19 protein-coding genes and 2 pseudogenes are annotated in these 18,291 nt (G+C 34.3%); 7 read left to right on the plus strand and 14 right to left on the minus strand.

Annotated elements, in window-relative coordinates; translation table 11 throughout:
* Window positions 1-69: 69 nt before the first annotated feature.
* The 4 genes from BFA01S_RS03420 to BFA01S_RS03435 form a co-directional block, all read right to left on the minus strand.
* Entirely contained in the window at window positions 70-1,440 is a 1,371-nt protein-coding gene (locus BFA01S_RS03420) for a VWA domain-containing protein (protein ID WP_066225756.1), read from the minus strand.
* 268 nt (window positions 1,441-1,708) lie between these two features.
* Window positions 1,709-2,365, minus strand: a complete 657-nt coding sequence (locus BFA01S_RS03425; RefSeq protein ID WP_235842956.1) for a TetR/AcrR family transcriptional regulator — start codon at window positions 2,363-2,365, stop codon at window positions 1,709-1,711.
* 173 nt (window positions 2,366-2,538) lie between these two features.
* Window positions 2,539-4,602 (minus strand): bifunctional diguanylate cyclase/phosphodiesterase, encoded by a 2,064-nt coding sequence (locus tag BFA01S_RS03430; RefSeq protein WP_066225761.1) that lies wholly within the window; start codon window positions 4,600-4,602, stop codon window positions 2,539-2,541.
* Between the two features lie 237 nt (window positions 4,603-4,839).
* A complete protein-coding gene (locus tag BFA01S_RS03435; protein WP_169800428.1) occupies window positions 4,840-5,472 on the minus strand; it encodes a Crp/Fnr family transcriptional regulator in 633 nt (210 codons plus the stop codon).
* A gap of 396 nt (window positions 5,473-5,868) precedes the next feature.
* Between BFA01S_RS03435 and BFA01S_RS03440 the strand changes: the two genes are divergently transcribed.
* Together BFA01S_RS03440 and BFA01S_RS03445 are read left to right on the plus strand one after the other, a co-directional pair.
* Window positions 5,869-6,306 (plus strand): hypothetical protein, encoded by a 438-nt coding sequence (locus BFA01S_RS03440; RefSeq protein ID WP_066225766.1) that lies wholly within the window; start codon window positions 5,869-5,871, stop codon window positions 6,304-6,306.
* Entirely contained in the window at window positions 6,294-6,584 is a 291-nt protein-coding gene (locus BFA01S_RS03445; RefSeq protein WP_066225768.1) for a YxcD family protein, read from the plus strand. Before BFA01S_RS03440 ends, BFA01S_RS03445 begins: the two co-directional genes overlap by 13 nt.
* Window positions 6,585-6,753: 169 nt before the next feature.
* On the opposite strand, the gene BFA01S_RS03450 is transcribed toward BFA01S_RS03445, so the two are convergent.
* Together BFA01S_RS03450 and BFA01S_RS03455 are read right to left on the minus strand one after the other, a co-directional pair.
* Entirely contained in the window at window positions 6,754-6,939 is a 186-nt protein-coding gene (locus tag BFA01S_RS03450) for a hypothetical protein (protein WP_066225771.1), read from the minus strand.
* A gap of 108 nt (window positions 6,940-7,047) precedes the next feature.
* Window positions 7,048-7,914: a cation diffusion facilitator family transporter gene (locus BFA01S_RS03455; protein ID WP_066225774.1), complete on the minus strand. Its 867-nt coding sequence runs from the start codon at window positions 7,912-7,914 to the stop codon at window positions 7,048-7,050.
* A gap of 253 nt (window positions 7,915-8,167) precedes the next feature.
* Between BFA01S_RS03455 and BFA01S_RS22230 the strand changes: the two genes are divergently transcribed.
* Window positions 8,168-8,329 (plus strand): hypothetical protein, encoded by a 162-nt coding sequence (locus BFA01S_RS22230; RefSeq protein WP_156483518.1) that lies wholly within the window; start codon window positions 8,168-8,170, stop codon window positions 8,327-8,329.
* 27 nt (window positions 8,330-8,356) lie between these two features.
* Here the strand turns inward: BFA01S_RS22230 and BFA01S_RS03460 are convergent, their stop codons facing one another.
* The 4 genes and pseudogenes from BFA01S_RS03460 to BFA01S_RS21705 all read right to left on the minus strand — a co-directional run.
* On the minus strand, window positions 8,357-8,749 hold the full coding sequence (locus tag BFA01S_RS03460; RefSeq protein ID WP_066225777.1) for a rhodanese-like domain-containing protein: 393 nt from the start codon (window positions 8,747-8,749) through the stop codon (window positions 8,357-8,359).
* 105 nt (window positions 8,750-8,854) lie between these two features.
* Window positions 8,855-9,649 carry a sporulation protein gene (locus BFA01S_RS03465; RefSeq protein WP_066225783.1) on the minus strand — a complete coding sequence of 265 codons (795 nt, stop codon included), beginning with the start codon at window positions 9,647-9,649 and terminating at the stop codon, window positions 8,855-8,857.
* 152 nt (window positions 9,650-9,801) lie between these two features.
* Window positions 9,802-9,873, minus strand: a pseudogene (locus BFA01S_RS23145) (YjcZ family sporulation protein); the annotation flags it as partial.
* Between the two features lie 101 nt (window positions 9,874-9,974).
* A pseudogene (locus tag BFA01S_RS21705) lies at window positions 9,975-10,040 on the minus strand (YjcZ family sporulation protein); the annotation flags it as partial.
* Between the two features lie 190 nt (window positions 10,041-10,230).
* Here BFA01S_RS21705 and BFA01S_RS03475 point away from each other — a divergent pair.
* Both BFA01S_RS03475 and BFA01S_RS03480 read left to right on the plus strand, forming a co-directional pair.
* Window positions 10,231-10,749: a copper resistance CopC family protein gene (locus BFA01S_RS03475; protein WP_066225790.1), complete on the plus strand. Its 519-nt coding sequence runs from the start codon at window positions 10,231-10,233 to the stop codon at window positions 10,747-10,749.
* Between the two features lie 3 nt (window positions 10,750-10,752).
* Window positions 10,753-11,820 (plus strand): copper resistance D family protein, encoded by a 1,068-nt coding sequence (locus tag BFA01S_RS03480; protein WP_066225793.1) that lies wholly within the window; start codon window positions 10,753-10,755, stop codon window positions 11,818-11,820.
* 14 nt (window positions 11,821-11,834) lie between these two features.
* Here the strand turns inward: BFA01S_RS03480 and BFA01S_RS03485 are convergent, their stop codons facing one another.
* The 4 genes from BFA01S_RS03485 to proC all read right to left on the minus strand — a co-directional run bounded on the left by BFA01S_RS03485 (window position 11,835) and on the right by proC (window position 15,749).
* Complete coding sequence (locus BFA01S_RS03485; protein WP_066225796.1) at window positions 11,835-12,245, minus strand: hypothetical protein; 411 nt, start codon at window positions 12,243-12,245, stop codon at window positions 11,835-11,837.
* 218 nt (window positions 12,246-12,463) lie between these two features.
* Window positions 12,464-13,726, minus strand: a complete 1,263-nt coding sequence (locus BFA01S_RS03490; protein WP_066225799.1) for a glutamate-5-semialdehyde dehydrogenase — start codon at window positions 13,724-13,726, stop codon at window positions 12,464-12,466.
* 21 nt (window positions 13,727-13,747) lie between these two features.
* Entirely contained in the window at window positions 13,748-14,875 is a 1,128-nt protein-coding gene (proB, locus tag BFA01S_RS03495) for a glutamate 5-kinase (protein WP_066225802.1), read from the minus strand.
* Between the two features lie 28 nt (window positions 14,876-14,903).
* Window positions 14,904-15,749, minus strand: coding sequence for a pyrroline-5-carboxylate reductase (gene proC, locus BFA01S_RS03500; protein WP_066225806.1), 846 nt, complete (start codon window positions 15,747-15,749; stop codon window positions 14,904-14,906).
* 386 nt (window positions 15,750-16,135) lie between these two features.
* Here proC and BFA01S_RS03505 point away from each other — a divergent pair, with 386 nt between their 5' ends.
* Entirely contained in the window at window positions 16,136-16,837 is a 702-nt protein-coding gene (locus BFA01S_RS03505; protein ID WP_066225809.1) for a response regulator transcription factor, read from the plus strand.
* Entirely contained in the window at window positions 16,834-18,285 is a 1,452-nt protein-coding gene (locus BFA01S_RS03510; protein WP_066225815.1) for a HAMP domain-containing sensor histidine kinase, read from the plus strand. Before BFA01S_RS03505 ends, BFA01S_RS03510 begins: the two co-directional genes overlap by 4 nt.
* Window positions 18,286-18,291 lie beyond the last annotated feature (6 nt).

The following is an 18,291-nucleotide window of genomic DNA, read 5'->3' on the forward strand; positions in this document are numbered from 1 at the left end:
GGATTCTCCTAAAGGGGCCTTTCAGGAGGATGTCTGGAAGGGGTCGCCTTTTAGACATCCTCTTTTTCATCAATCTCCATACTTCTTTTTCATTTCCTCGCCTTTTGTTTTAATAGCCTCTTTTAATTCTGCACTTTCCTCTTCAAGTGTCTTCCTTAATTCATCAGATTTATCTGATAAATATGTATCTAAAATGTCATAACGCTGCTTAATTAAACTATCGACTTCTTGTCTTGTCTCATAGCTCATTTGCTCTTTTTGCTGTAAATAGTATGCTGCCTCATTTAATCGAGATTTTTCATCATAGATTAAGCTGTTAAACTTTGATTTTTCCTTATAAATTTCGTTTGATTTCTTTGTTTGTTCATTCCATACTTTACTCCAGTTAGAGTTGCTCCAATTCCACCATTCATTAAACAAACGGCGTCTTTCACTTTCCCAAAGCTTTTTAAAATCTGCAGCATTGCTAACTGTTTTATATTGTCCGCCACCAGCCTCAGCAACATCAAACAATTGCTTCTGTCCATCGCTGTCAACATCAAATCCGATAATATTAATGACTGCTTTTATATTTGAATCATGGAGTTCCTTTGCTGCCTGAACAGGATCTCCATCACATGTTTCAATTCCATCGCTTACAACATAAATAATATTGCTTCCTTCATTTCCCTTTTCAAAATCGGTTTTCGTTTCCTGAATCGCCTTTGCAATCGGTGTCCATCCTTTAGGCTCAAAGCTTTCTAAAGAGGATCTAAACTCTGTTTCATTATAAGGCTTCAGATCATACATAACTTCCGTCGCCCCGCATGACAGCTCTTTATCCCCATCATCATTGCTTCCTTTATGACCATATACACGCAGCATGACATTTGCTTCTTCCGGCATCGTCGCAACAAACTCATTGATTGCTTCTTTTGCAAGCTCCATCTTTGTTTTCCCGCCGATTTTCTGTGCCATACTGCCGCTTGCATCAAGCAATATAGCAATATTCGTGTTTAGCCCAACCTCACCATTTTCTTCAAGTTTCATTCCGCCAGGCATTTCTGATACCGGTGTTTCAATGGACGGATTAAACTCTTCAAAAAAATCGTAATGCTGTTTATAATTTTCTCCTTCACGAATATATGTTAAAAGAGTATTATAAATTTCAAAGCTGTCTTTCTCTAGAAAATTTTCCTCGTCTAGTGTCCGATGAATGATTGCTTTATTATATTTATTTCCTGAATATTGTCCTGGTTTTTCTTTCAAAATTTCTTCAGCTGTTGATGCAAACGGGAGCTTTTCCTCCTCGTCTTCTGCCTTTTCATCAGCTTTTAATTTGTTTTTATTTTCATTTCCAGGCTTTTGATCATTTCCAGTTTCATTCGAGCCACAAGCGAATAATATAGCCGATAATAAAACAATTAAAGCAATAAAAAGTACTTGCTTTACAGTTCTCATGCTAAACCTCCGTTCTTCTAATTCTAACTAGAAATATAGTTGCAATATTACCATATATGTATATTAATACAAGGTACTTTTAGGTTAATTTTCCATTTAATTAATTACCTGTGCATAATTGCCTATGTCATTCCTCATAATTCCCTGTCATTTTCTAAAAAATATAATATACAATTTAAAAATCGGATAATTCATTCGCTCTTAAAGAGAATCCATTTTCCAACAGTCAAATGAGCTAAAATTAATTAAATATTAATTATTAAAATCCTTATTTATATACACCATTTTTAATGATATCAATATAATCATCGAGCTCTTTAATAAGCGGTTCTGGGTTTTTCAGAAAATCAAATTGACCAAGCTTATAAAGATTAATATATTTATTTACTAACTGCTCCAAAATTAATAACGTCATATTTGTTATCTTTTCAACTGTAATTCCATCTCTTAAGCTTTCCTCATTTAATAGCCTTGTCTTATATAATTCATTTATCTCGGCTCCGCCATATTTCTCTATATGCTTAGCAAATAATTGTTCCACCTCCGCTTTTACGGCAATGGGCGGATTAGAGTAAACATTCATAAGCAGCTGACTTTCCAGGAAATATTCAAATGTTACATGATGTTTTAATAATACAAGTTCCTTTATCCGATCAAAAAAGTCTGTTGATTTCACTTCCTTTACTGTCTGTAATGTTTTTTCTGTTAAGAATTTTACGACATAATCAACTATATAAAGATAGAGATTCTTTTTATTCTTAAAGTAATGAAATAAGATCCCTTTTGAAATCCCTGCCTTCGTTGTAATTATATCTGTCGATGTTTTTTCATATCCATTTTGTGCAAACTCCTGTACACAAACATTAATAATTAACAATCTTTTCTCTTCCGATAATTTTTCAAAAGCTGAGTACAATTTTGACACCTCTGTTTTTTCGCTATACTGCCTATACCTTTTTCTATAAATATAAAATATGAAAAGTGATACTTCCTATTATAACGGCTGTTAGGATAAAAACATAATGAAGTTAAATAAAGAATTTCTGCTGCGTTAGCATATGAAGAAAGACTGGATAATAGTTATCCAGTCTTAAAAAATTAATTCATCTTATGCAATAACTCATCCATTTGGGAAATTGGTAAAGGACGGCTGAATAAATATCCTTGGCCCTCATCACAATCAAGTTCAGAAAGGAAATCTAATTGCTCCTTCGTCTCAATTCCTTCTGCCACAACATTTAAGTTTAAATGGGTTGCCATATCAATAATTGTTTTTACAATAACTCCATTGTCTTTCTCGATTTCATCAATAAAGGAACGATCAATTTTCAAGCTTTCGATTGGGAAATATCTTAAAAATGCCAGCGATGAGTATCCCGTACCAAAATCATCAATAGAAAGCCTTACCCCAAGCGACTTTAACTGATTTAATATTGGAGTCGTTATTTCAGCTGCCTGCATAATGCTTTCTGTTATTTCTAATTCTAAATAAGATGGGTCCAGTCCTGTATCATCGAGAATTTGTTTCACCATATTAACTAAATTCGCTTTAAACAAGTATGGAGAAATATTAACTCCCATCCTAAGCGGTTTAATTCCCTCTTCCTGCCACTTACAGCTTTGTCTACAGGCGGTTCTTAAAACCCACTCTGTAATAGGAGTGATCAAGCCTGTTTCTTCAGCTAAAGGAATAAATTCATTAGGCGGGACCATTCCAAGGGTCGGATGCTCCCAGCGGATTAACGCTTCCACTCCGATCATTTTCTGTGTTTTTACATCTATCTGCGGCTGATAATAAAGAATAAATTGCTCCTGATCAATCGCCTGTCTTAATGCTTTCTCCAGCTTCATCGTCTTCTTCATATTTTCTGACATTTCAACTGTATAAAACTGAACAGCATTATGTCCTTTTTCTTTCGCCAAATACATTGCTGTATCTGCCTTTTTAATAAGTGTGTCAAAGTCTTGGCCGTCCCTTGGGAATAAACTGACTCCAAAACTGGAAGTAAGATAATGTCTTTCTTTCCCAATATAAAATGGATCTAAAAATAAACTCATAATATCTTTTGCAAATTGTTCTACTTCTTCTACAGAATGATTTTTAACGACGATAATAAACTCGTCTCCCCCAAAACGGTATAAATCTGCTTTCTCATTGAGGTGATTGTATAATCTGTTTGATACAGCTTTAAGAATTTGATCACCAACATTATGGCCAAGTGTATCATTTATATATTTAAAACGATTTAAGTCAAGGAAAAAGACAGCCATTTTCCCCGTTTCTCTATTTTCCTCAATCCAGTCGCTTATATCTTCTCTAAACCCATGACGATTTCTAAGTCCCGTTAAATTATCATGATAAGCATTATATAAGATTTGTTCTGCTATTTCTTTTTGTTCTGTAATATCTTGTCTAATAGCAATATATTGATAAGGAATATTATTCGAGTTAACAAATGGAATAATTGTTGTTTTCACCCAATAAAAAGAGCCATCCTTTGCTCTATTTTTTATTTCTCCGATCCAGACTTTTCCGCTTCCAATCGTTTTCCACATATTTTTGAAGAAAGATTTCGGGTGGTGCCCAGAATTTAAAATCCGATGATCCTCTCCAATTAGCTCTTCCTTACTATATTTAGAAATCTCGCAAAATTTATCATTAACATTCGTAATTTTACCTTTATTATTAGTAATCGCAACGATGGAAGATTGGTCTAACGCAAATTTGAAATCTGCTAATTCTTTAATTGTCTTTTCTAGTATTGCTTCATTTTGTGTTACTTTTGTAATATCTTTTCCTATAATTAATAATGCTTTTCGACTTCCATCCTGATTATAGAAGGGCACTTTTGTTACAGCAAAAATTCTTTTATTACCATTTTGCTCAGTAAAGTGTTCCTCAAACCTTGTTACTTTTTCATTTTTCCAAGTTTGTTCATCTGTTATTGAGCAAGTATCGAAAAACTCTTTAAAATTTGGTACATAGTGCGCAATATCACTTGCCGTCTTCCCATCATAATTAACACCATTTAACTCAAATATTTTTTCTGTTGACTCATTCACCTCTATCCAATTTCCATCTCCATCTTTCCAATAAACAAAATCGATTGTTTCTTCCATATTTCCACCGAGCTTTTTTATTTCTTCCACTAAATCTTTCATTTTATCGAACTCCCCTCACTCTTCATAAAGAGCATCAGTCTGTATACATTTCTTTTTTATTTATCATCCAAGTCATAGTTAACGGGAAAATATATAAAACCCCACTCCTTACATTGGAATGAGGCATCGTCGATTCATCTTTCCAATAATTTAGAAGCTCTAACGAAAGCGCTTTATTTATTTTCAGATGCAAATTCAATATAAACTTATCGACCGTTTAAAAATGCTGTCCTGCTACTATAGACGGCAAACATGATTTGGACAGCCTTCGCAATGACACAAATTCCTTAACTTATCTATATTTAAAATAATGAGAAAGCCCTTTTCATCTCTTATAACGGACTCCCTCTTTAATTGATTAAGCATTCGATTAACAGTTTCCCTCGTTGCCCCGATGAGATCAGCAATTTCCCCATTTGTGAATTTTTTTGTAATATAAATGGCTTCTTCATCTTTTCTTCCATACATATTTGCTATTCGTATAAGTGTTGATGCAAGTGCTCCGCTTTTCCCAAAAAACAATAAATCGCGAAGTTTGGTTTCGGTAAGCTGGCGCATATATGCTAACCACTTCATAAATTCAAAAGAAATCTTTCGATCTTGCCAAAGAAGTATATCTAAATCTCTTTGAAAAATAACCCCTACTCTGCAGTCTGTCAATGCCTTTGCACTAAAACTGTTTTTTTTTCCTTCTATATATCCATATTCACCAAATAGATCAAATCTATTAAACTGAAAAAATGAAATAATTTTCCCGTCAGTCATTACCTTTGAAATATTTACTTTCCCTTCGTATAAAAAATAAAGCTTATCAGCTTTATCTCCTTCTTCGAAAATAAAACAGCTTCTTTTTACTTTTTTCTCATACATTATATTTTTAAAATTTTTTATACTTTCTTCAGAGAATATGTACGAATTATATAACATTCCATCAACTATTTTAGTTAGATCATCTGTCACATTATTGTCCATCCTTAAAATATGTCTTCTCCACTAGCTATTTATAATAAAAATAGCTTTTTTTCCAAATTATCTTTAATAATCCAAAAGAACTATTTATAAAATATATTAACATATTTTCGACATAATTCCACAACTTTTACCTTTTTTTATTTTATCCCATATTTAACAGGCTTTGAGAGTTAAATTATGAATAATTCATAACTCTTCCATTAAAATAGTGGAAATAAAAAATGAAACTTTCTTTTATCTAGAACGTATTAACTATATAATAAATATTAGAAAGATATCTAGGAGGGTTTTCAAATGTTTAAAAAATTAATCGGTGCAGCAATTGTACTATCATTGGCCTTTACACCAGTCGGCGATTTCGTTTTCAAACAAGACCCGATTGAAGTTAGTGCGAAAGGGTATAAATCAGGGAAAAGATCGTTTAAATCAAATAATAATACGAACTCCCCTCAGTTAAAAAAAGATCAGCAAAAGAAACAGGAAACAAACTCGCTTAATAAAAATACGACGAAACAAACAAATAAAGGCGGACTTATGAAAGGCTTAATGCTTGGGGGTCTTGCAGGATTATTATTCGGCGGTTTATTAAGCGGAATGGGTATGCTCGGTTCTATTCTCGGCTTACTTGTTAATATAGCAGCGATCATTTTCCTAATCGTTATCATTAGAAAAGTATTCACAATGTTAAAGCGGAAACGAAAAGACGAGGATTATAATACATGGAAAAAATAACTCTTTCGGAACAGGACATTATTAATGCTCTTTGTCTGCATACTGCATTTAAAAGACAAATAACTCCGCAGGAAGTTGAAATTGAATTAATGTATGATGATGACTATGGCTTCTCAGCTGAATCATATGTGAACGACCGAAAACAAGTGCTTATTACTGCAAATATAATAGAAGCAATTCGCTTTTTCCTCGATGCAGAAATGAACATCGATCCGTTTTCTGCACGGATTGAATTAGTTCTCGATGATGAAGAGGGAATTATCGCTTATATAGGGTAAATAAAATAAGGAAAGGATAGAGAAAGCAGCTTTTTCATAAGCTTTCTCTATCCTTTTTAGTTTGTCGTACATTTACGTGTAAGAGAGGCAGACCTCAGTTGCTCCTCCTATTACAACAACAATTATCGAAACAATAATCCACTTTTTCAATTTCCATTCTCCCTTTCTATCACTGAGTTTGATTTTGCTGAATTTGTCCATCGGCTCGTATCATCTGTCCATTGCCTCCCGGTCCCATTTCAGAGAAACCAGGGCATGCATTTTGCTTATAAGCCAAGTAGCCAACTCCTGCCGCCGTACATATACCAATAACTAAATTTATAATAAGTAATACCTTAATTAAGCTTTGTTTCATTCTCCTCCTCCTTGTTTTCTTTGAATAAGCTCATTATGAATTCCCTCCTTAACTTTTCCTTAAGAAAAATAAAAAAAGATGTACACTCAACATTTGAATGTACACCTTTTAATGTGGTTCCACATGAACATGAACATCATATACATCATGGGTTTTTCTTAATGCCTTTTCTACATCACAAGAAATCTCATGAGCTTCTTGGATACCTAACTTCGAATTGACGAGAATAATAATATCAACAACTGTATTATTCCCATAGTTTCTTGCCTTAATATCTTTAATACCTTTTACACCATATACTTCCTCTATTGTTCCTCTATACAATTCCAGCTTCTCTTCATCAAATCCGTCCGTTAAATGATGAGATGTTTCGGAAAAAATACCCCATGCTGTTTTACAAATAATAATACCGACAACAAATGCAGCAAGCGGATCAAGCCACGGTAGATGAAACTGAGCACCGACAATTCCAATAATTGTTCCTATACTGACCCATGCGTCGGAAAGATTATCTTTTGCTGCTGCCATAACAGATTGACTATTAATTTTTTTTGCTAACTTTCGATTGTAAAGATACACAAAGTACATGACAACTGCGCCAAATGCGGCTGTCCATGCAGCAATTAAATCCGGTGCTTCTAACGATGGAGTAAAGATTGAAATTGCAGCTTGATATAGAACTTGAAGACCGACAACCATCATAATAAAGGAAGCAACCATAGAAGCAATATTCTCTGACTTCCAATGTCCGTAACGATGATTATGATCAGGTGGTCTTTGAGAAATTCTAAGTCCAATTAATACAGCTATAGATGCAAAAATATCTGTCGTATTATTTAAACCATCGGCACGCAGCGCCTCTGAATGAAATAGAAAACCGATAATCAATTTAAGAGCTGCCAAACAAAGATATGCAGCAATACTGATAATGGCTCCTCTTTCCCCCAATTTTAAATCTTTATATTTTTCCTCCATCTTTCTTCCTCCACTTCCTACTTTAACAATATTTTAACAATGTAGAATCGTGTGGGTCTATAGCAACGTTTTTTAATGAACCTATAAAAATAAAGACATTCAAACACTGTTTCCTATGACCAAAATCCACTTTTCTTCTATTTTTTGGACTATTTAATACTATTTCCTTTTTTAAAACAGCTAAACCCTTCTATTCAAAATTTAAACATGATATAAAGTATTTATAGGAAATTGGGAGATGGGGGATAACAACATGGAAAAAAGCAAAATTGCTTTAATTATTGGAGTAGCATTATTAGTAGCAGGAATGTTTCTAACCCAATGGGCTAGTACGTCAGTTGGAACATACGTTACCATTTTTGGCTTTATTGTCAGTGTTATTAGTGTTTTCTTTTTCATTAGAGAAAATAAATAAAGGAGCTGCTTTAAGCAGCTCTCTCATTTATGATATTTTCTCCATTTTACCTTCCCACCAGACGATCCCGCCTCGCAGCTGTGCAATATTAGAAAATCCCTTTCCTTTTAAAATACGGCCCGCATGGCGGCTCCGCATCCCATTGCGGCAATAAATTAAAATTTCTTTATCACGTGGAATTTCCTTCACATGCCTTCTTAACTGTGATAAAGGGAAGTTTACTGCATTTGGAATATGCCCTTGACGATATTCGGCTGGTCTGCGAACATCAATTAGTACAAGATTTTTATTTTCCTTTATTCTTTGTTTCAAATCATCACTGCTTAAATTTTTTAAACCTTTAACAGGTAGTATTTGTCTCAAAATAAATAGGACAATAAGTATATAAATAACTGTGGAAATAATCCTTACTACGTCCAACAACTTTCCCTCCATTGATCTGTATTAGCCGCTTTCTATTATTTTTCATCTACTATTATACAGATAACGTTTACAATTTAACAGTTAATCGAACAATCAGCAGCCTTATACTAAACGGCTTATTATGTGTGCAAACTGCTCACTTATTACATCTCTATTTTTTATAACATCATCATTTAATAATGTTATCTTCTCATGATGTTCTTCTACATCCAGTTCTTCTTTTATAGAATCAATAACTCCCTTCGCCTTTTTCTCCGCTTCAAAATAAACAACTGTCTCTGCCTTCTCTTGCAACATATATACATCTAAATTATTAAGACTTCCTGAATATTTCTCACAAGAAGGGAAGAATTTAAATCTCTGAACATAAGGATGATCTGTTTTAAAATGATTCGGTGCACTAATATTTTTCATGTTTCTTCTTTTAAAACCTATTCCTTCGATTAGTTCAATAATCGTTTCATATACAGCTGATGGATCAATTGAGATCGGATCGTAATCTCTCGAATGAAGAGCATACCGAATATCTAAATCTGTATCAATCCAAACTCTAGGGATATTTTTTAATGTATCCGGATCTTTTATTGTCATCGGTGTATGGAAAGGAATTTGAAATGAAAAAGGAAGCTCTTTTACTTCTTCTTTTTCAATAATAAACTGCTCGTCCACTTTATATGTATAAATAATGCAATTAATTGGATGATCTGTTTCATCATACACGTATCTGGTCATTAAATGTAGTTTAATCCCCTCAATTTCTTGATCCGTCTGACCACCACTTATTTGAATAATCCCTTGAATATCTCCGCCTTGTATCACTCTGCTGCTGCTTATCTTTGTATCAACCTTTGCTGTTCCAATTCCAATACTTGCGATTACTTTATTAAAAAAAGACATAAATCAACCACCTTTTCAAGAAAATAGGGCTTTCTCAGATACCAGCTCCCTCTATCCAAAGTATATAGCATTTTATTTCATCAAAACACTATATATTTTAAGAGCCGGTACCTTATGAATAGCCCTATCTTTTTCTATAATAGATTATCAAATTATAACCAAGCTGCCCCAACGATAATTAATAGAATAAATAAAACAACTATTAATGCAAATCCTCTTCCTGCTCCATAACAACCGCCGCCATATCCATATCCACCACAACCGTAGCCGCCGTAGCCACCATATCCACCATATCCAAAGCCCATTAATAAATCCCTCCTATTTGTTAGTAACCAACGAAAGCAGTTCCTATAATAAGCAAAATAAATAACACAATTATTAACACAAATCCTAAAACTGTGCAGTTACCTCAATATCTCTCCTTCGTTGTACTACTACAATATGTAACAACTGCCCTATTTGTTAGGGCGAATGACCTAATCCCAGTGAAAACATATGACAATTGTTTAAAAATTTGTTAAATAAATATAGAAAATTATCATTGAAATATTGTTATGATAGAGAAATTAGGAGGTGAAAAATTGAGTAAAAAGATTTTTATTATTTTATTAATTCTATTGTCATTTCCCACAATCGTTTCCGCACATACGACAGTTTCCCATTCTACACCAGCGGAAGGAGAAGTAATAAGAAATAATTTACTTGAGGTAACTGTTAATTTCACAGAAGAAATTGAAAAAATAAGCACAATTGAACTTCTGAGTAAAAATAACGAGATACCTTTTAAGCGAGTAACTGTAGAAGATAATAAATTAATTGGTCAATTAGAAAAACCGCTGGAAAACGGTTCATACAGAATAAGCTGGAATATTATCGCACAGGATGGACACCCGCTTACTGGTGAAATTCCATTCACTGTTGAGAAAGAGAAAGAAGAAAAGGAAAAAAAAGAGGAAACAAATACAGTAGTAGTAAACGAAAATGTAACTCCTGAAAATATTGCTAACGATTCAACAAACATAGTTATCACTGTTGTTATCACTATTCTCATTGCTATTATTTTATTTGGCTTTATTATTCTTGGTCGAAAAAGAGGGTAACCAATGAATCAAATTATTCCAATTAGTGAGTTTTTTACATATGTACTATTTTCATTTTTAGTTGGTCATATTATCTTAGAATTTATCCCAGAACATAAGAAGCCCAAAATAATCATTCCGAAATACCAGCTCCTGCTCGCTATTTTAGGAATTATTATTTTCACTTTTTTCCCTGTCTTGCATGTTATCTTATTCTTTTCTAGATATGATGATTTTTTTATCTCGCTTGTAACGACGATCACACAATTTGAAACTGGGAATGCTTGGCTTTTCGGAAGCTTTATTGCTGTTTTTTTATGGATGACAATTTATATAGAAGGCTCCAAATACTTAAAAGCTTTTTTCCTATTGTTAATGATTATAGCAATTGGATATGCAAGCCATGGTGCTTCCTTATCACCACTGCTTGGACTTTTCTCCCATTCTGTTCATTTTTTATTTATAACGAGCTGGGTTGGAATTTTACTGCATATTGCTTGGAATTCAAGAGGGGAAATAAATTTCAAGCCATTTCTACAATGGTTCACACCATTCGCAGTTATTTCCATTATTATTACTTTCTTAACTGGATTTCTGTTAATGGGATTAGTCATTAAGCCGACAGATTATACAAATTCATGGGCTCTTCCATATGGACAAATGATTCTGCTAAAACATTTAAGTATCATTCCTGTCATTTTTTTCGCCTTTATAAATGGAATTTTAGCAAGAAAAACAATTAAAAATCCAATCAGCTGGCTGCAGGCAGAAACAATTATTTTATTATTAGTATTCTTTTTCACTGGTGTGATGGGCACTCTTGCTCCGCCTCATCTCGTCAATGCAACTGTATTACAAAATGGTGCATCAGCATGGTTTGAAAGTTTAATCAGTCAAACAGTTAATCCCCCATTCACTGTTCAGATTGATCTAAGCTTACAAGGTGTTATTTTTGGAGTGCTGGCCTTGTTATTCTTATTATTAATTATAGGAAGCTTTATAAGAAAGGCATCTGCCTGGCTCGCGCTTCTATTCGGCTTTTCTTTTATTATTGCTATGTATTTTTGTCTTATGCTTAATATTACTGTTTAAAAGGAGAGTGCTTTCTAACTCTCTCCTCCTCTTTGTTCGAGAATATCCTGAATGATCTCCATATGTACAGCAGCCCATGATTTTTCATGAAAATGAAGCACAACACTAATTGTTAAAATAGATATATATATGACAACGAAAAATACCCAGAGAAAACTTCCTTCTTTAAAAAGAAATGATTGAATTTGATTGGAGAATAATAATAGAAGCCAAGGTCCCGATGTTATAAGAATAGGAATAATTCCCGAACCATTTTTCTCTTTAGTCATTCGATAATAGATTTTCTGCAATATACTGCTTTCTATTCCAGAATAAAATGCTTCAATCTCCGCAATCTCAACTAGATACTTATTTTCTGCCAAATTATAATTTGCTTTTCTCAGCTGCCTATATAGTTTATGTGCATCCCCACGAAATGAAAACAAATGAAACGATCCTCCTTCTTCTTTTCACCCAATAGTTTATCCACATTATGTGAAATTATTTCCATTGAAAATAAGACGATAAACAGCTATTTTTTTACCTTTAGATGGAAGATTTGATTGGAGAATACCTGTAGCAAGATTTCTTACCTCGCTGTTTGTTATATCACTTTTAATTAATTAAAAACAGAAAAGACCAGCTCACTCGCTGGTCTGCCCTTCTATCTTATTTGTCCATTCCCACTCATTAAATGCTTCACTGTCGTGAGAGCTTGCAGTCCCATTGGACCTCGGGCATGTAGTTTTTGTGTAGAAATTCCAATTTCAGCACCAAAACCGAGAGCTCCTCCATCTGTGAATCGTGTGGATGCATTATGATATAGAGAGGATGCATCAACCTCGCGCATAAATTTGAGCGCTGTTTCCTTATCTTCGGTGACTATCGCTTCTGAATGCTTTGTTCCATATTTCTCAATATGAGCAATGGCCTCATCAACAGAGGAGACTGTTTTCACTGCTATTTCTAAGCTTAAATATTCATTTGCCCAATCATCTTCTTCAGCCTCTATTGCCTCGGGAATGGAAGAAACTACAATAGTATCTCCATGCACTTTAATACTATATTTATTAAATAACTTTATTAATATATGAAGATTTTTTCTAAACCAATCTTCATGAATAATTACCGTTTCGACTGTGTTACAAACGGCTGGACGGTCAGTTTTTGCGTTAACAAGAATGTTAACTGCTTTTTCAACATCTGCTTTCGCATCAATATAGAGATGGCAATTCCCAACACCCGTTTCTAAAACTGGGACTGTTGCATTATTGACGACGGCATTAATTAATGACGCACCACCTCTTGGAATTAAAACATCGATATAATCTTTCAACGTAAATAATTCCTTTGTCGCTTCTCTATCTGTACTGGAAATAAATTGTACAGCATTTGCGGGAATTTTCGTTTTGTTTAATGCATGGTGAATAACTTCCACAATCGACTTATTTGATGTTAAAGCAGATGATCCGCCTTTTAAAATGATCGCATTGCCTGATTTTAAAGCAAGACCTGTTGCATCGACAGTAACATTTGGACGTGCTTCATAAATCATTCCAATAACACCTAATGGAACAGTTATTTTTTGTACTTCAAGACCATTTTCAAGTGTCCAGCTTGACAGAATATGGCCGATTGGATCTTCAAGCTTTGCTACTTGCCTTAATCCTTCTGCAAAATCATATACTCTTTCTTTTGATAAAGCGAGTCGGTCCATGAACGCTGCTTCATAGCCTTTTTCACGGCCAACTTGTAAATCTTGTTCATTTTCCCTCAATATTGTCTCATACTCTGCCTCTAATTGATCAGCAATTAGAAGCAATGCTTCATTTTTTTCTTCTGTTGATAAAAGGCCAACTGTTTTTGCCGCTTTTTTTGCTAAAATTGCTTGATTTTTAACCGTCGATTTATGCTCTGTTAAAGACATGTCATTCCTCCTCGTAATCTTTTAAACTCCGACTGGAACCATTAATTCTATTTCACAAACTAAATCTTCGATATCAATAACAACTTCCTTTTTATTTACTTCATTTGCCGATAAACTGCTTAACTTCTTTAACTCCTCAGCTGAATAATTAATGACTCCAAGTCCAACCTTTTCTCCGTCCTTACAAATGACACGAATGACAGAGCCCTTTTCAAATTGACCTTTGCTGTCTAAAATATCTGTAAGTAAAACGCTGCGTTTTTTCTCATGAATCTCGGTTCTTACTTGTTCATGAATGAATAATTCGCCTTTAGGACCAGAATTAAAAGCAATCCACTGTTTTTTCTGATTCAAATTATTTGCCCCGGCTTCCACTATGAAATATGTTCCTTTTGCTTTTTTCTCGACAGCAGAATAAATAATATTAGGTGTGCTTGCTTTTCCTAAAAATGTAGAAGTACCTGATGCCATTGCAATTTTTACAGCTTCTATTTTTGATTTCATTCCACCAGTGCCTACATCACTTCCTGCACCCCCGGCTGCCGCTTCAATTTCAGGTGTAATATCATACACTTTTTCAAGTAGCTTTGCATTTGGGTTATTCCTCGGGTTAGAATCATAAAGACCATCAATATCAGATAAAATGATTAATTGATCTGCCTCAACAAGCCCTGCAACTTTCGCTGAAAGTGTATCATTATCCCCGAATTTTAAACGGTCAATCGTCACCGTATCATTTTCATTAACGATTGGAATAATTCCTCTTTCTAATAACACATTAATCGTATTTCGCATATTGTTATAACGTGCCTCATCTGAGAAATCACTTCTCGTAATAAGGATCTGTGAAGCAACATAGCCGTGAGAAATAAATAAATCAGAATAAGCTTCCATAAGCAGACCTTGACCAATTGACGCTGCCGCTTGTTTTTCTGGAAGAGATTCCGGGCGGGTAAGACAGCCGAGCTTTCTGTATCCAGCTGCAACTGCTCCGGATGATACTAGCACGACTTCAAAGCCTTCATCCTTTAGTAAAACAATTTCATCTGCTAATTTTTCAAGCTTTCTTCTGCTAATTTCTCCATGTCGGCTCGTTAATGAACTGCTTCCAATCTTAATAACGATCCTTTTATCCTTTTGGGCGGTCATTCTATCACTCCTGCACAATTTTTCTCTCTTAATTTGTCACTTTCACTTTTTCAATAAATTGGCTGCTAATCTCTTTAGAACGCCTTGCCGCCTGCTTAGCTGCTTGTGAAATCGCCTCTCCCCCACCATATTCAGCAAGTGCCTTTAAGCCCGCCGCTGTCGTCCCGTTCGGTGATGTTACATTTTCCCTTAAAGCTGCTGGTGTTTTTCCGCTTATTTGAACCATTTTAGCAGCCCCAAGAATCGTCTGAGCAATCATTTCTCTAGCTGTCTCCACATGTAATCCAGCTTCTGCTGCCACACTTTCCATCTGTTCCATTAAATAATAAAAATAAGCTGGTCCGCTTCCTGCTAATCCAGTGAAAATATCCATCTTGTCTTCTTCAATTTCATAGACTTTTCCGATACTTTCAAGTAATTGTTTCGTTAACTGAATATTAGCTTCTGTCACAGAAGATCCTTTAGAAATAGCGGTCGCAGACTCACCGATCGCACTTGATGTATTTGGCATCACTCGAATAACTTGCTGTCCTTCATGTAAAATATTTTCCATATAAGAAGTAGTTATTCCTGCTAAAACGGAGAGTAAAAGATGATTTTCTTTTAGAGAGTCTTTTAAGGATAAAAGAACATTGTCAATATCTTTAGGCTTCATCGCCAGAATAAAAAGATCAATTTGTTCAAATTGTAAATCTTCTCTTTTCATTCCTCTTATTCCATATTTCTGTTTTAACTCTTTCAGCCTTTCTTCATTGCTTCGATTCGTTACAATAATTTGATTTGCTGGAACGATCCCCTCATTTACAATGCCTGAGATCATCGCTTCTGCCATTGACCCTGCTCCTAAAAAAGCAATTGTCGTTTTCTGTAACATGCCATCTCTCCAATACCGTTCGTATTTTTGTTCGTGTTTTTCACATATCGTCTTCATCTTAACACGATCAAATTCATAATCAAGTGATTACTGCAAAGTCACATGGATATGTTTCAAATAGTCAGTGAAAACGTTTCCATTTCAATATAATCTCTCTTTATCCATGCTGAAGCTGTTTTAGAGTATGAGATCGCTAAATTCGAAGCATTTATTTCCATATATTTTAAGTATTTCTAACATTAGCTTTGTCCACTTTCTACTATTATATTATTCTAATATTTAGGATGATAAATGGAAATTTGTCGATTAATTATAAAATAATTATAAAGTTTCTAAAATGAACCAAATTCAGTCGATATAATAAAACATGAAAGAGGGATTAAAAGATGGAAAAGATTTTAATCGTGGAAGATGATAAAGAAATTGCCCGTATTATTTGCGATCATCTCCGAGATTGCGGTTATCACGTTACTTGGGCTTCTACTGGTAAAGAAGGATGGGAAGATTTTAAGAGTGATCATTTTGATGTTGTGTTAGTTGATTTAATGCTCCCTGAGATGGATGGATTTACTCTTTGTAAAACAATTCGGTTAGAAAGTGATATTCCATTATTAATTGTCAGTGCAAAACATGAAGATGAAAGTAAAATACACGGACTTAATTTAGGTGCTGATGATTATTTAACGAAGCCGTTTAGCCTTGAAGAACTGCAAGCTAGAATTAATTCTCATTTAAGAAGATATCGGCGCTATTTAAATAAGAAGGAGACAGAAAATACATCCACTTACTTGCATGGGTTAACGATTGATTTTGATAAGAAAATCATTTATTTAGACGAAAAAGAGATTTCACTGACTGGAAAGGAATTTGAGCTTTTATTTTTATTAGCGAAAAACCCTTTTCAAACATTCGCTAAATCAGAGCTTTATGAACATATTTGGAAGCAGGAAGATGTCGCTGGTAATAATACAGTTACCGTTCATATTAAAAGCTTGCGAAAGAAACTGGCTGATGAAACAAAGTCCGCCAAATTCATTCAGACAGTTTGGGGAATCGGCTACAGATTCATCGGGGAGCAAATTTCATGAAAATTAAATATTGGCTTATGATAAGCTATTTTCTCGTCATGCTTCTTCCTGTGCTTGCTCTTTATTTTCTTTATGTGAGCATTAGTGAATATGATGCAAAAAATGATTTATTAGACTACATGAAAATTAGTCACAAGATGGCTGAGCTAGAACCCTTACTGCAAGATGCTTCTCTTTATAAAATTCAGCCGTTTAAAAATTATGAAGCAATTTCAGAAAAAACAAACAGTGCGATAAAAATTACTTTGTACCGGCATGACGGAGTTAAGTTATACACATCTATTGGTGATCTCCCTTCCACCGGTCCCCCTGATAAGAAAGAAATATTCAAAAATTTAAATGAAATAAAGCAAAAACACCTAACATATTCGGTGAAAAAACCAGTGTTCCATCAAAATAAGCTTACCGGTATTTATGAAATAACGATTGCCCGTGATAACTGGATGAAAAACGTGAACGATCGTACGACTCTTCTTTTCTCTCTTTTTGGCACCTTTTTTATTATTTTATATATTGTCGTTGTTATCCTTTTAAATAGAAAACTAAATCACCCATTAAATATGCTGCAGAAAGAAATGACCGCATTTGCGAGCGGTGAAAAGTCAAAACAGAAATTTCGTCAATCAAATGATGAAATAGGTGAACTGATCACCCATTTCGAATGGATGAAAATCGAAATAGAGAAAAATCAAGCAGCTCTTTTAAAAGAGCAGAAAGAGAAAGAATTTATTGTCGCTTCTCTCTCACATGATTTAAAAACACCGCTAACTGTTATTCGTGCCTATACAGAAAGCCTGCATTCAGGGAAGAAGCTTGATGAGAAGATAAGACAGGAGTATACACTGATCATATTTGAGAAATTAGATTATATGAAAAAGATGCTTGATGATTTATCAACATATACCGCACTTCAGTCAAGTGAGGAAAAGCCGGAATTAGTAGAAGTTGATGGGGAAGAATTTTTTGAAATGCTTTTATCAGGCTATGAAGAACCATGCTCTAAAAAAGGAATTAACCTCCATGTTAAATCAGAAATTAATGGTATTTATGATGTCAATCCAAAGCAGATGATGCGAATTATCGATAACTTAATGGCAAATGCAATTAGATACACTGAAAGTGGGGCTCATATTCGGCTCGGAACAATTTCAAAGAACAGCCCTCTGCCAAAATGGATTTTCCCTCCATTCCGGACTGATTTAGAAAAAGCAAGAGAAAACTGCACTATGCTCCTCATCCAGAACGAAGGGGAGCATATTCCTAAAGAACAGCAGAAAAATATTTTCAAACCTTTTGTTCAAGCTGAATCAGCAAGAGGACCTGGTGGAAGTTCAGGACTTGGACTTAGTATCGCAAAAATGCTTATCGAACAGCATAATGGAAAAATAAAATTAATGTCAGAGGATGGCTACGGTACATTAGTCGTATGCCTTATTCCAGAAAGGTAGGAAGTA

This window comes from Metabacillus fastidiosus NBRC 101226, assembly GCF_001591625.1.
Taxonomy (GTDB): Bacteria; Bacillota; Bacilli; order Bacillales; family Bacillaceae; genus Metabacillus; species Metabacillus fastidiosus.

What these genes read in the sequence shown, in the direction of transcription:
- BFA01S_RS03420 (WP_066225756.1), bottom strand. Translation starts at nt 1,440, where the DNA reads ATGAGAACTGTAAAGCAAGTACTTTTTATTGCTTTAATTGTTTTATTA.
- BFA01S_RS03430 (WP_066225761.1), bottom strand. Translation starts at nt 4,602, where the DNA reads ATGAAAGATTTAGTGGAAGAAATAAAAAAGCTCGGTGGAAATATGGAA.
- BFA01S_RS03435 (WP_169800428.1), bottom strand. Translation starts at nt 5,472, where the DNA reads ATGTATGAGAAAAAAGTAAAAAGAAGCTGTTTTATTTTCGAAGAAGGA.
- BFA01S_RS03440 (WP_066225766.1), top strand. Translation starts at nt 5,869, where the DNA reads ATGTTTAAAAAATTAATCGGTGCAGCAATTGTACTATCATTGGCCTTT.
- BFA01S_RS03445 (WP_066225768.1), top strand. Translation starts at nt 6,294, where the DNA reads ATGGAAAAAATAACTCTTTCGGAACAGGACATTATTAATGCTCTTTGT.
- BFA01S_RS03450 (WP_066225771.1), bottom strand. Translation starts at nt 6,939, where the DNA reads ATGAAACAAAGCTTAATTAAGGTATTACTTATTATAAATTTAGTTATT.
- BFA01S_RS03455 (WP_066225774.1), bottom strand. Translation starts at nt 7,914, where the DNA reads ATGGAGGAAAAATATAAAGATTTAAAATTGGGGGAAAGAGGAGCCATT.
- BFA01S_RS22230 (WP_156483518.1), top strand. Translation starts at nt 8,168, where the DNA reads ATGGAAAAAAGCAAAATTGCTTTAATTATTGGAGTAGCATTATTAGTA.
- BFA01S_RS03465 (WP_066225783.1), bottom strand. Translation starts at nt 9,649, where the DNA reads ATGTCTTTTTTTAATAAAGTAATCGCAAGTATTGGAATTGGAACAGCA.
- BFA01S_RS03480 (WP_066225793.1), top strand. Translation starts at nt 10,753, where the DNA reads ATGAATCAAATTATTCCAATTAGTGAGTTTTTTACATATGTACTATTT.
- BFA01S_RS03490 (WP_066225799.1), bottom strand. Translation starts at nt 13,726, where the DNA reads ATGTCTTTAACAGAGCATAAATCGACGGTTAAAAATCAAGCAATTTTA.
- proB (WP_066225802.1), bottom strand. Translation starts at nt 14,875, where the DNA reads ATGACCGCCCAAAAGGATAAAAGGATCGTTATTAAGATTGGAAGCAGT.
- proC (WP_066225806.1), bottom strand. Translation starts at nt 15,749, where the DNA reads ATGTTACAGAAAACGACAATTGCTTTTTTAGGAGCAGGGTCAATGGCA.
- BFA01S_RS03505 (WP_066225809.1), top strand. Translation starts at nt 16,136, where the DNA reads ATGGAAAAGATTTTAATCGTGGAAGATGATAAAGAAATTGCCCGTATT.
- BFA01S_RS03510 (WP_066225815.1), top strand. Translation starts at nt 16,834, where the DNA reads ATGAAAATTAAATATTGGCTTATGATAAGCTATTTTCTCGTCATGCTT.